Raw genomic sequence first — 11375 nt, 5'->3', positions numbered from 1 at the left:
GCGCTCGCTCGTCGAGCAAACCGATCCCCGGCACGGCGGTCGGCCACCAGCTCGACGAGAGATCGTGAAAAATCGCCCGATTTTCGAGCGTGTCTCCGGGGCGAGAGTTTTTCAGCAGCCTGTTAAAGGGCCGGTTCACATCCAGATCGACACCATGATCGACACGCTCGACGGTATGATGGGCGAGCCGGCTCTGTCGGCCGAGTCGCCCTCCTTCGACACGGCGCTGGATTGGTACCTCGCGCGATTGTACGATCTCGCGAAGACGTTCCGCGACATCTGAGATGATTGCCAGCTCCTCGGCGTCTGAGGACCAGGCTTGGGGAGTTGGCGTCTTGTCACGGTGTCAGGGCAGCAAACCTCTGAACCGCCTAAGGTGGCCGAGGCCCCACTCAGCCGGGAAACATCGAACTCTTGTCCTGCGGCCGTGCCGGGAAAAGAGTCAATTTACTTCAGTACCTTGGCTCCTTCGTGCAGTCTTTTCTTCGGCCGTGGTTTCCGTCTGGCGACCGTCGGATCGACGTCCTGCTCGGTCCCGCTGGGGCCACAGACCCAAACCAAAGACCGATCTCGAGGAAGTCCGCATGGTCCGCCTGTTGAAGTTCGACGAGTTGGCGAAGGAGTTGGGCGTGCCCAAGGCCGGACTCGAGCGAGCAGCGGACGATCACGGCCTGACGGTCGTCATCGGCTCCGCGAGGCGGATCGACAGAGACAGTGTAAAGGAGCTGATTGACCTATGCCGCGTCGCGCGAAAGGAGCCCGCCTTTACTTCCGGAAGGCCAAGGGCAAACGAAAGGCCGTCTACGTCATCCGAGACGGGCAACACGAATTCTCGACCGGCACGGTCGATCGCGAACAAGCTGAAGCAGCGCTCAGGCTGTACCTGATCCGCAAGGATCAGGCGCCCCGGATTGCCGACCCGCATGAGCTCACGGTAGCTCAGGCCCTCGCCATGTACGGGGAAGGTCCCGCCGCAAAGGCAGAAGATCCCGCGCGAATCGGCTATGCCATCGATGCACTGGACAGCTGGTGGGGTGATCTGCCCGTGCAGGAGATCACAGAGGATCTCTGCGGCATGTACGTCCAGAAGCGCGGTGTCGCGGTCAGCACCGTGCGACGTGAGCTCGGTTGCCTGCGCGCTGCCATCAATTACGCGTTGCCTTCCGGCGTCGCGAGGCCCACGATCTGGATGCCCGACCGTCCGCCGGCACGGGACGTTTGGCTTACCCGGGAACAGGCCGCGAAGCTCATCCGCGCCGCCCGGCGTCGTCCGGAAACCCGCCATCTGGCGCGGTTCATTCTCATCGGTCTCTACACAGGGTCGCGGAAGACCGTGATCCTCGGCCTCAAGTGGAAACCGCACTCGGCAGGCGGGCACGTCGATCTCGCGACGGGAATGCTGCACCGAAAGAGCAGCGGCGCCCGGGTCACGAAGAAGCGCGCTCCTTCCATCCGTATCCCGCCGAAGCTCCTTGCGCACCTTCGTCGTTGGCACAAGACGAGACAGAGCGACTGGATCATCGAGTTCCGCGGGTTTGGCGTCGCGTGCGTGAAGAATGCCTGGCGCACGACCAAGACCGCGGCTGGGCTGCCCAACGTGACCCGCCATACGCTTCGTCATACGGCCATCACCTGGGCCATGCAGGCGGGGATGGATATGTGGCAAGCGACCGGCTTCTTCGGGGTCAGCATGGAAACGCTCCTGAATGAATACGCGCACCATCACCCGGACTTCCAGTCCGATGCCGTCGCGGCCGCAAACAGGGCCGGCCGGCGCGCCGCCTGAGCTGTCGTTTCTGCCCGTATGAAGGCCCGCCGCGCGACGAGCGCGGCGGGCCTTTTTGTTCGGCGGGTCCGCGCCACCAGGGTTGTGACCCTGCGACAGGCCACGGCCCCATGCCGGTATAAGACGGATTTCTGGGACGGCCCCCAGAAATGTCAGCGCTTGAAACGACAAAGGGCCCCGCGGGGCCCTTGTTTTGCTGGTCGGAGTGGCAGGATTCGAACCTACGACCCCTGCCTCCCGAAGACAGTGCTCTACCAGGCTGAGCTACACTCCGACCGTAGCGCGCGGGATACAAAAGCCCGAGAGGCTTTGCAAGGGTCACCGCTCGTCGCGGTCGCCGCGCAGGAAGGCGCTGATCCGGGGGAAGGTGCCTGTGTAATAGCGCGAACGGGTGCGCAGGACCGGCCGGTTGGCCGAGGCGTCGGGGCGCCCCTCGCGCAACAGGATGTAGATGCCGCTCGCGATGATCACGGCAGCGCCGGCGGCCGTCCAGGCGTCGAGGCGCTCGTCGAAGAAGAGTGCGCCGTAGACGCTGGCCCAGACGATCTGCGAATACTGCATCGGCGCGACCACGACGGCCTCGCCGGCGCGGTAGGCGAGGATCACGAGCAGGCTCGCGCCGAAGGCGAGGCCGGCCATGAGCGCCTGCGCGGCGAGGTCGAGGCCCGGCATCGGCCGGTAGACCAGCGGCAGGAGAGCGCCCATCACCGCGAGGTTGGCAAGCAGCGGAAACAGCACCATGACGACGGGGCGCTCGTCGCGCCCGATGCGGCGCGCGATGATCGAGGCGACGGCAGAGCCGGTCGCCGCGGTCAGCGCGGCGAGGTGGCCCGTCTCGAGCGGCTGCGCGCCGGGTCGCAGGACGATGAGCACCCCGCAAAGCCCGACCACCACCGCGGCCCAGCGCCGGATGCGCACCACCTCGCCCAGCACCGGGATAGACAGGACCGTGATCAGCAGCGGCGTGGCGAAGAGGATCGCGTAGACCTGCGCGAGCGGCAGGTTGGAGAAGGCGTAGAAGGCCGAGAGCCCGGTGACCACCGCCGCGGCCATCCGCGCCGCCATCCAGCCGGGGTGCGTGGGGCGAAGGTTGGCGTCGGTCCGGTCGCCCACGGCCATCAGCGTGGCGAGCGGAAAGCTGAACAGGACCGAGAAGAAGACGATCTGCACCGGGGCGTAGCTGCCGCCCAGATACTTCACCACCACGTCGTGGGCCGAGAACAGGAAGAAGGCGGCGAGCGCCAGCAGCGCCCCGCGCAGGTTGGGAGCCATGCCGTGTCGTCCTCGATCGGCAGGGGTTGAACTGGGGCAGGGCTATCACGGATTGTCGCCGTGTCCATCGTGGCAGAATGGTTGGGGAGACGCGGCGCATGGCGGAGCGACAGGGGCGGCGGGTGCTGCTTGCCGGCGGGACGGGCACGATCGGAGCGGCCACCGCGCGGGCCCTCCTGCGCGCGGGCCACGAGGTGGTCGCGCTCGCGCGGCCGGGGCGGGCCGGGGCGCTGCCCCTTGGTGTCGAGCCGGTCGAGGCCGATGTGGCCGAGCCGTCGTCGCTGCGGGCTGTGGGCCGGTTCGACGCCGTGATCTCGTGCCTCGCCTCGCGCACCGGCGCCCCGGCCGAGGCCTGGGCCATCGAGCATCGCGCGCAGTCCAACCTTCTGGCGTTGGCCCGCGAGGCGGGCGCGGCGCCCTTCGTGCTGCTCTCCGCGATCTGCGTGCAGAAGCCGCTGCTCGAGTTCCAGAAGGCCAAGCTCGCCTTCGAGGGCGAATTGCGCGAAAGCGGGGTTGCCTACGCCATCGTGCGGCCCACCGCCTTCTTCAAGTCGCTCTCGGGGCAGGCGGAGCGGGTGCGCGCGGGCAAGCCGTTCCTGCTGTTCGGCGACGGGGCGCTGACCGCCTGCAAGCCGATCAGCGACGACGATCTCGCGCGCTACCTCGTGCGCTGCCTGACGGATGCAAGCCTGCAGGGCCGTATCCTGCCGATCGGCGGCCCCGGCCCGGCGCTGACCCCGCGCCAGCAGGGCGAGGCGCTCTTCGCCGCCTTCGGGATGGAGCCGCGGTTTCGCCATGTGCCGGTGCGGATGATGGATGCGATCATTGGCGGCCTCAGCCTTGGGGGGTGGGTCAGCCGGGCGATGGCCGACAAGGCGGAGTTCGCCCGGATCGGGCGCTACTACGCCACCGAGTCGATGCTGGTTTTCGACCCCCGGACCGGCCGCTACGACGCCGACGCCACCCCCGAGACGGGAAACGAGACACTGCCCGACTTCTATCGTCGCCTTGCGGCGGGCGAGGCGACGGTCGACCTCGGCGCGCACGCGGTCTTCTAGGCTGCCGCGCCTTCTCCCATACGCGCCGTCGCCGGCAGGATGACGCCGAGGCCGAACAGCGCCACAGCGAGCACGACCAGCCAACCCGCGAAGGGGATGAGCGCGAGCAGGGCGACGAGGGCCGCACCGAGGAGCGCCGCACCCGCGCGCGGACCGAAGCGGTCGGGCGCGCCATGCGTCTCGTCGCGCAGGATGCGGGCGCCGATCGCGTAGCTGCCCATCACGTAGCCCGCCACGGCCAGCAGGAAGGCCGCGAAGAAGACCAGGGGCAGGGCGAGCGCCCCGATGCCCGTCAACGCCAGCACCAGCGCGCCCCCCAGGATGAGCGATAGCGTGAGGATGCCCGCCCAGAGCGTGCCGCCGGGCGAATGGAAGCTGCGCTCGACGGCCTCTTCGACGCGAAGGGGCGCGAGGCTGGCGGCGGCGAGGGCCAGCGCCGTGACGATCAGCACACCCACGACGAAGGCGGCGACGGCGGCGAGCACGATCTCGCCGAGGCCCGGAAGCTCCATCGCGGGCCGCTCGCCGAAGCCCTCTGCGCCCGGTGGAAGCTCAAGATACCGCACATCGCCGGCAAGCCCCTCCGGCACGGCGGCCTCCGCTTCGGTGATCCCGCGCAGGGTGAGGGTGCCGGCCACGCTGGCGCCGGGGCCGAAGGAGATGTCGTCGACCGTCAGGTCGGCATCGCCTGCCACAGTGCCCGACAGCTCGATGGTCTGCGCGGCGGCGATGACGCTTCCGCCCACGTCGGACCCGATCGCGAGGTGTCGGCCGAAGGCGCGCAGATTGCCGCCCACGGGTGCCGCCACCTCGATGTCGTAGCCCGCGAGCGTGGCGGCGCTCTCGACCGGCGCAGCCACGCGCACGTCCATGCCGGCGGCGTAGAGATCGTCGCCGACGGGCGCGGTCAGGCTGATGCGGCGTGCGGCGAGGTGCGCCGCGCCGCCGATCTCGCCATCCACGTCGACGCGCTCGCCGGCGGCGAAGAGATCGCCGGCAACGGGTGTGGTCGAGTCGGGCGTGGTGCCTGACAGGTAGCGGTCACCCGCGAAGTCGCGCGCGGTGTCGTCGTCCTGCGCGGCGGCGCCGGTCGTCAGGGCCAGGGCGAGCGCGAGAAGGGTTGCGAGATGCCTGATCATGGGAGCCTCCCCCGATTGCTGCGGCGCGACGCTACACCGGCGCGGGTCGCCGCGATTTGACCGTCGTCATCCGCTGCTGCCCCTGCGCAACGGTTGGGCCGTGACAGCAAGCGGCCCGGTACGAGACGCACCGGGCCGGGTTTCGGTTCCGATCTGGCAGTGGGTCAGCCGGCGGCGAGTTTCGCCACGATGGCGTCGCCCATCTCCTGCGTGCTGACGGGGGTGCGCCCCTCTTCGCCGATCAGGTCGGCGGTGCGCAGGCCGTCGGCCAGAACGCCCTCGACGGCCTTTTCCACAAGGTCGGCCTCGGCGCCCCTGTCGAAGGAATAGCGCAGCGCCATCGCGAAGGAGAGGATACAGGCGATCGGGTTGGCCTTGCCCTGTCCGGCGATGTCGGGGGCCGAGCCGTGCACGGGCTCGTAGAGCGCCCTGGGCCGGCCGTTGGCCATCGGCGCGCCGAGCGAGGCCGACGGCAGCATGCCGAGCGAGCCGGTGAGCATCGCGGCGAGATCCGACAGCAGGTCGCCGAACAGGTTGTCGGTCACGATCACGTCGAACTGCTTGGGCCAGCGGGTGAGCTGCATCGCGCCCGCGTCGGCATACATGTGCGACAGCTCGACGTCCGGATACTCGCGGTCGTGCACCTCCTGCACCACCTCGCGCCAGAGGATACCGGATTCCATCACGTTGGCCTTCTCCATCGAGCAGACCCTGTTCGACCGCTTTCGCGCGAGCTCGAACGCCGAGCGCGCGACGCGGGCGATCTCGCTCTCGGTGTAGCGCTGGGTGTTGATGCCGACGCGCTCGTTGCCCTCGGTGTGGATGCCGCGCGGCTCGCCGAAATAGACGCCCGAGGTGAGCTCGCGCACGATCATGATGTCGAGGCCCGCCACGACATCCTTCTTCAGCGACGAGAAGTCGGCGAGCGCGTCGAAGCACTGGGCCGGGCGGAGATTGGCGTAAAGGTCCATCTCCTTGCGCAGGCGCAGGAGGCCGCGCTCGGGCTTCACGGAAAAGTCGAGCACGTCGTATTTCGGCCCGCCCACGGCACCGAGCAGCACGGCGTCGACCTGTTGCGCCTTTTCCATCGTGGCGTCGGCCAGCGGCGTGCCGTGGGCGTCGTAGGCCGCGCCGCCCACCAGATCCTCCTCCACGTCGAAGGCGAGGCCCCTTGTGCCGCACCAGTCGATCACCTTGCGCACCTCGGCCATGACTTCGGGGCCGATGCCGTCGCCGGGCAGGATCAGGAGAGAGGGGGTGGCCATCGTGCGCTCCGCGTTTTCGAGAGGATCGCGCGGCGCCTAGCGTGGGCCTCCGGCAGGGTCAAGCTGGGCTCCGTCGGGCGGCTGGGGAGGGGGCAGCGCCACGTCGACCCAGACGATTCGCCCGCGCGAAGCGGCGCGCACCGTCTCTGCCGTGCCCTCGGGCCAGTGGACGCCCGCACCCGTCACGCGCAAGTCGGCCGAGGGCAGCACGTAGTCCACCCGCAGGTTGCCGGGCCCGTCGTATTCCGCCGTGTCGAGCGCGGGATCGCCCCGGTGGGCGCGGTCGGCGGCGGCGGCACCACCGGCACTGCGGGGGGCCGGGTCCTGCAGGCGGGGATCGGCAAGCAGGGCACGGACGGCCGCGTGCACCCCTTCGCCATCGACCGGATCGACGTTGGCGCGGCCCAGCACGGCGAAGGGCGGCTCGGGCGGCGGCCCGACTGCGCCGTCGAGCATCCGCAGCCACAGGCGTGTCTCGTCGGCCGCGCGCAGGCCGTTGCGATCTTCCGGGCCGTCGAAGACGGGTGGCGTGGCGGCGAAGGCGAGGATCGTGAGGCGCCTCCCGCCCGGCAGCAGCACCGGCACGGCCCAGTGGCCGGCGCTCGAGAGGCGCTGCACGGCCTGCGCCGCCGCCGAGGGAAAGGGATCGCCCTCGGGTGTCACGGGCAGCGTCGCCCCCGGCAGGTCGCGCCACCGGAGCGCGGTGAAGTCGCGCACCCCGCCCGCGTCGACCGGATACCGGCTGAGCAGCGCCATCGCGCCGTCGCCCCGGAACCGGCCATACCCCTGTGCGTCGCGCGCCTCGCCCGTGCGCCCGTCACCGTCGAGGTCGGCCCCGCTGGGCAGACCGGCATTGGAGGCCGGCGCGAAGGCGTGGGGGAAAGGCGTGCCGGCGGCCTCGAGCGCATCCTGCAGCGCAGAGAGCGTCGCGCCGCCCGGATCGACGTCGATGCCGGTCAGCAGCAGGATGTCGGGACGTGTTTCTTCGAGCACTGCCAGCACCGCGGCCACCTGCGGGTCGTCGCCCGCGGCAATGTCCTGCAGCAGGAGGCCCGGGCCGTCGCGCGACAGTTCGACATGCCAGGTGGCGAGGCGCAGTTCGGTCGCGGCGGCCGCCTGCGCCACGAGCCAGACGAGCGCGGCGAGGGCTATTCGGCCGGCGCGACCGCCGGGCCGACGTGGGGGGCGGCAGTGGAGCGGCGCCGCATCTCCTCGATCATGTCGGCCACCCGCAACATCGCGATTCCGCGCATGAACAGGCTGAGGGGCAGGAAGGCCCATGCGGCCACCATCCAGATCAGGGACTGCCCGTCGCTTTCGACCGCGGGGCCGAACACGGTGCCGCTGGCCAGCGTCACCGCCGGCACAAGGAACGGCAGGAGCGCTCCGAGCGCAAGGTTGAATCGCCCGTCCCGGCGCAGGCGGCTCACCACATCGCTGCCGGTCGTCGGGTCGAAGGTGGGTAGGTTCGTCCAGACGTTGAAGGCGCCCACCGACCGGGGCCAGTCGGCCAGCTTGAGGATCAGGTAGAAGATGACGAACGAGAAGAACGCGGCGAAGAACGACAGGCCGAGCGCCGCGCGCAAGGTCATCATGTCGGCGGCGCTCGTGGTCTCGGGCTGGGTCAGCAGCAGCAGGCGGATCGGGCTGAACGGAACGTCGAGCACCACGCCAGCGAGGTGCCCCACCGCCGCCACGAACAGGGCGAAGCCGCTCGCCTCGGCCTCGCCGCGCAGAAGGATCGACAGCAGGAAGACTGTGGCGAACAGGCAGAGAAAGCGAATGCGGTTGAAGGGCGGCGCGTCGCGGAACTCGATCAGGCTGGGATAGCTCGACGCGTATTCGATCGTCACGAGCAGCGCCATGGCGAGGCCAACGAGCGAGACGACCTGCGCGGTATCGGCCGAGACGCCCGGCAGGAGCAGCGACGGCGTGGCGACGAGCACACCCGTCAGCAGCCCGCGAAGGGCGCCGTTGGCCAGGCGCATCATCACCCCCTGCCCCCCTGCACGGGACGGTCCTGTGAAACGGGCGTTGCGTGCACGTCCGATCCTGCCACGGGCGTCAGGCCGCGGTGGCCTGCACCTCTGTTCCCTGTTCTCCGCCGGTGCCGGCGGCCTGCCTCATTGTCGCCCAATTTCTGCCCACTTTCCGCCTGTGTGCCAACCTGCTGTTAAGGTTAACCAATTTTCTGGGGCGGTTTTGCGGTCGGAGTGGTGCGCGTTTGCATCAAGACTGTGGGCGAAATGCGGCAGTCCCCCGCATCAGGAATGATGCTGCGGAGGCTGCGGAGCGCGGCGCTGGCGGCGTCGCGTCAGATCCAGGGGCGGGCGCCGGCCTGCGCCTGTTCGAAGGCCGCGATGGCGTCGGCCTTTTCCAGTGTCGTGCCGATCTCGTCGAGCCCCTCGAGCAGGCAGCGCTTGCGGAACGGGTCGATCTCGAAGGCGAAGACCTGCCCGTCCGAGGCGGTGATCGTCTGCGCCTCGAGGTCGACAGTCATGCGGGCGTTCGCGCCTTTCTCGGCGTCCTTCATCAGGATGTCGACCTGCTCTTGCGGCAGGGTGATGGGCAGGATGCCGTTCTTGAAGCAATTGTTGTAGAAGATGTCGGCATAGCTGGGCGCGACGATCACCCTGATCCCGAAATCCTTGATCGCCCACGGGGCATGCTCCCGGCTGGAGCCGCAGCCGAAATTGTCTCCCGCGATCAGGATCTCCGCCTCGCGATAGGCGGGACGGTTGAGCACGAAGTCGGGGTTCTCGCTGCCGTCGTCGGTGTAGCGCATCTCGTCGAAGAGGTTCACCCCGAGCCCCGAGCGCCTGATCGTCTTCAGGAACTGCTTGGGGATGATCATGTCGGTGTCGACGTTGATCAGCGGCAGCGGCGCGGCGATGCCGGTCAGTGTCTCGAACTTTTCCATGGCGAACCCTCCGTCTGCGGCCCTGTTAGGGCAGCCGGTGATGCGGGGCAAGCGCGGCCGCGGTCAGGCGGGCAGATCGGCAAGGATGGCGCGCGCGGCGGCGGCGGGGTCTTTCGCCTGCCAGACGGGGCGGCCCACCACGATGTAGTCGGCGCCCGCGCCGATCGCGCCGGCGGGGGTGGCGACGCGCTTCTGGTCGTCGAGGTCGGCACCGGCGGGCCGCACGCCGGGGGTGACGATCATCTTGCCGGCTGCCTCGGGCAGGGCGCGGATCGCGGCGGCCTCGTGCGGCGAGGCGATCACGCCATCGGCCCCGGCGGCGAAGGCACGGGCGGCGCGCTCGGTCACGATTCCGGCCATGTCGCCCGCGCGGATCAGCCCCTCGTCGAGATCGGCGCGGTCGAGCGAGGTGAGGATCGTCACGGCGAGGATGCACGTATCGGTGCCGCCCCGCCCCTCGACGGCGGCGCGCACGACATGGGGATCGCCGTGCACCGTGAGGAAATCGAGGTCGAACCGGCAGAGCCCCCGTACCGCCGTCTCGACCGTCGCGCCGATGTCGAAAAGCTTCATGTCGAGGAAGATGCGTTTGGCGTGCGTATCCTTCAGCTCCTGCGCGAGGGCGAGGCCGCCGCCCGTGAGCATGCCGAGCCCGATCTTGTAGAAAGACACGGCCGGGCCGATCCGCTCGGCGATCCTGAGGCCGGTGACCGCGTCGGCCACGTCGAGCGCGACGATCAGCCGGTCGTCGCCGTCCCGTGTCTGCCCGTTCATCGCGGCCCCCTTCGCCAGTGCCCTTCGCGGCGCGTGATGGCGGGCAGGCGCGGTGCGGTCAAGGTGGCGACCGGAGGCGGCGGGATCAGCGCGGCGCCTCGGCCCGTCGGCGTGCGCCGGCCTCGGACAGCGCATGCAGGGTGCGCTCGTAGCTCCAGCCGGGGACGCCGGGCGCGCTGACGCGCAGCTGCAGGAGGCCCTCGGGCCCGGCATAGATCACGTCGCCCGAGTAGAGGCGGCGCGCCGCATCGTAGGTGACGCCACAGATTCGGGTGCTGCTGGGGGCCATTCCGTCGCTCCGTCTTTGCCGTGCGCCGCCACATCTACGCCGGAAAGGTAAACGCTTCGCTCCATCCAGCCGCGCTCGCGGAACAGCCGCCGGCTGCGGCCGTTGCCCACGAAATCCAGGAAAGAAGGAGAGAAGGCATGGCGGCGACAACCATTCGGGACAGGATGGCGCGCCTCGGGGGGGCGAGCCTGGCCCGGCGACTCGTGATCGTGGGGGTGCTGGTCGCCCTGGCGCTCGCCGTTTTCGTGCTGACGAATACCGGTGAAGAGCCCGGAAGCGAAGAGGCCGGGATGGGGGGCGACACGGCTGCCGATCAGGCCAACGAGTCGGTCGACGGGCAGGGGGGCGAGCCCGACGGTATCGGCGGCGCGACCGAGCCGGGCGTATTCGCCGATGCGCCGACCCCGCTGGAGGAGGGCAGTTCGCCCAACGCGACCTCGGCCACGCAGGGCGACGAGATGCTGGACCGGCCGGCAGATCCGCCCGGCGGAGGCCGCGTCGATCCGGGCGGTGACCAGGCCGTGGCCGGCGAGATCGCCGAAGAGGAGGAAGTGCCCGATCAGGTGCGCGAGTCGGATGTCCGCACGGCTTTGCCGGAGGACGAGACCGGCGAGGCGGCGGCCGACGAGGCGGACAGCGGATCGGGAAGCGGGTCTGCCACCGTCGAGGGCACGGGATCCGCTCCCGCCACCGACGAGGCGGCGGGCGCCACCGATGGCATGGCGGGCGGGGACGCGGAAGGGACGCAAGCGCAGTCCCCGTGATGCGCGGCGCCTCGCCCTGCGACGCCCTGGCCGGCGGGGTCCTCTCCCGGCCCGGTTGCAAAGGGGCAACACCCTCCCCATCTCGCTTTCGTGAGGTCCGCAAGGGGC

At 69.9% G+C, this 11375-nt stretch carries 12 protein-coding genes and 1 tRNA gene; 4 read left to right on the top strand and 9 right to left on the bottom strand.

Annotated elements, in window-relative coordinates; genetic code table 11:
* On the top strand, positions 1–283 hold a 283-nt coding region (locus tag DLJ49_RS18110), incomplete at its 5' end, for a hypothetical protein (RefSeq protein WP_233489224.1).
* A 453-nt stretch (positions 284–736) separates the two neighbouring features.
* Complete coding sequence (locus DLJ49_RS18105; RefSeq protein ID WP_115394942.1) at positions 737–1786, top strand: site-specific integrase; 1050 nt, start codon at positions 737–739, stop codon at positions 1784–1786.
* A gap of 197 nt (positions 1787–1983) precedes the next feature.
* On the opposite strand, the gene DLJ49_RS18100 is transcribed toward DLJ49_RS18105, so the two are convergent.
* Both DLJ49_RS18100 and DLJ49_RS18095 read right to left on the bottom strand, forming a co-directional pair.
* Positions 1984–2060: transfer RNA gene (locus DLJ49_RS18100), tRNA-Pro, on the bottom strand.
* 44 nt (positions 2061–2104) lie between these two features.
* On the bottom strand, positions 2105–3058 hold the full coding sequence (locus DLJ49_RS18095; RefSeq protein ID WP_115394941.1) for a DMT family transporter: 954 nt from the start codon (positions 3056–3058) through the stop codon (positions 2105–2107).
* Positions 3059–3156: 98 nt separating this feature from the next.
* Here DLJ49_RS18095 and DLJ49_RS18090 point away from each other — a divergent pair, with 98 nt between their 5' ends.
* Complete coding sequence (locus tag DLJ49_RS18090; protein WP_115394940.1) at positions 3157–4116, top strand: NAD(P)H-binding protein; 960 nt, start codon at positions 3157–3159, stop codon at positions 4114–4116.
* On the opposite strand, the gene DLJ49_RS18085 is transcribed toward DLJ49_RS18090, so the two are convergent.
* The 7 genes from DLJ49_RS18085 to DLJ49_RS18055 form a co-directional block, all read right to left on the bottom strand.
* Complete coding sequence (locus DLJ49_RS18085; RefSeq protein WP_115394939.1) at positions 4113–5255, bottom strand: DUF8173 domain-containing protein; 1143 nt, start codon at positions 5253–5255, stop codon at positions 4113–4115. The two genes, DLJ49_RS18090 and DLJ49_RS18085, sit on opposite strands and share 4 nt — an antisense overlap.
* Positions 5256–5419: 164 nt before the next feature.
* A complete protein-coding gene (gene leuB, locus DLJ49_RS18080) occupies positions 5420–6520 on the bottom strand; it encodes a 3-isopropylmalate dehydrogenase (RefSeq protein WP_115394938.1) in 1101 nt (366 codons plus the stop codon).
* 36 nt (positions 6521–6556) lie between these two features.
* On the bottom strand, positions 6557–7645 hold the full coding sequence (locus DLJ49_RS18075) for an endonuclease/exonuclease/phosphatase family protein (protein ID WP_233489220.1): 1089 nt from the start codon (positions 7643–7645) through the stop codon (positions 6557–6559).
* 23 nt (positions 7646–7668) lie between these two features.
* Positions 7669–8511, bottom strand: a complete 843-nt coding sequence (locus tag DLJ49_RS22550) for a hypothetical protein (protein ID WP_233489217.1) — start codon at positions 8509–8511, stop codon at positions 7669–7671.
* Between the two features lie 323 nt (positions 8512–8834).
* On the bottom strand, positions 8835–9440 hold the full coding sequence (gene leuD / locus DLJ49_RS18065; RefSeq protein WP_115394936.1) for a 3-isopropylmalate dehydratase small subunit: 606 nt from the start codon (positions 9438–9440) through the stop codon (positions 8835–8837).
* A gap of 63 nt (positions 9441–9503) precedes the next feature.
* The gene (gene pyrF, locus DLJ49_RS18060) at positions 9504–10214 is read right to left on the bottom strand and encodes an orotidine-5'-phosphate decarboxylase (RefSeq protein ID WP_115394935.1); all 711 of its coding nucleotides are present in this window, start codon (positions 10212–10214) and stop codon (positions 9504–9506) included.
* Positions 10215–10299: 85 nt separating this feature from the next.
* The gene (locus tag DLJ49_RS18055) at positions 10300–10503 is read right to left on the bottom strand and encodes a hypothetical protein (RefSeq protein ID WP_115394934.1); all 204 of its coding nucleotides are present in this window, start codon (positions 10501–10503) and stop codon (positions 10300–10302) included.
* Positions 10504–10640: 137 nt separating this feature from the next.
* Here DLJ49_RS18055 and DLJ49_RS18050 point away from each other — a divergent pair, with 137 nt between their 5' ends.
* On the top strand, positions 10641–11267 hold the full coding sequence (locus DLJ49_RS18050) for an ICP22 family protein (RefSeq protein ID WP_147277339.1): 627 nt from the start codon (positions 10641–10643) through the stop codon (positions 11265–11267).
* Positions 11268–11375: the final 108 nt, after the last annotated feature.

The sequence above is a fragment of the Rhodovulum sp. 12E13 genome (assembly GCF_003340565.1).
GTDB lineage: Bacteria > Pseudomonadota > Alphaproteobacteria > Rhodobacterales > Rhodobacteraceae > HLUCCA09.
This window is presented reverse-complemented; position numbering and strand designations above follow the sequence as displayed.

Bases quoted from the DNA above. Each gene is read 5' to 3' on its own strand.
- DLJ49_RS18105 (WP_115394942.1), top strand. From the start codon at position 737: ATGCCGCGTCGCGCGAAAGGAGCCCGCCTTTACTTCCGGAAGGCCAAG.
- DLJ49_RS18095 (WP_115394941.1), bottom strand. From the start codon at position 3,058: ATGGCTCCCAACCTGCGCGGGGCGCTGCTGGCGCTCGCCGCCTTCTTC.
- DLJ49_RS18090 (WP_115394940.1), top strand. From the start codon at position 3,157: ATGGCGGAGCGACAGGGGCGGCGGGTGCTGCTTGCCGGCGGGACGGGC.
- DLJ49_RS18085 (WP_115394939.1), bottom strand. From the start codon at position 5,255: ATGATCAGGCATCTCGCAACCCTTCTCGCGCTCGCCCTGGCCCTGACG.
- leuB (WP_115394938.1), bottom strand. From the start codon at position 6,520: ATGGCCACCCCCTCTCTCCTGATCCTGCCCGGCGACGGCATCGGCCCC.
- DLJ49_RS22550 (WP_233489217.1), bottom strand. From the start codon at position 8,511: ATGATGCGCCTGGCCAACGGCGCCCTTCGCGGGCTGCTGACGGGTGTG.
- leuD (WP_115394936.1), bottom strand. From the start codon at position 9,440: ATGGAAAAGTTCGAGACACTGACCGGCATCGCCGCGCCGCTGCCGCTG.
- pyrF (WP_115394935.1), bottom strand. From the start codon at position 10,214: ATGAACGGGCAGACACGGGACGGCGACGACCGGCTGATCGTCGCGCTC.
- DLJ49_RS18055 (WP_115394934.1), bottom strand. From the start codon at position 10,503: ATGGCCCCCAGCAGCACCCGAATCTGTGGCGTCACCTACGATGCGGCG.
- DLJ49_RS18050 (WP_147277339.1), top strand. From the start codon at position 10,641: ATGGCGGCGACAACCATTCGGGACAGGATGGCGCGCCTCGGGGGGGCG.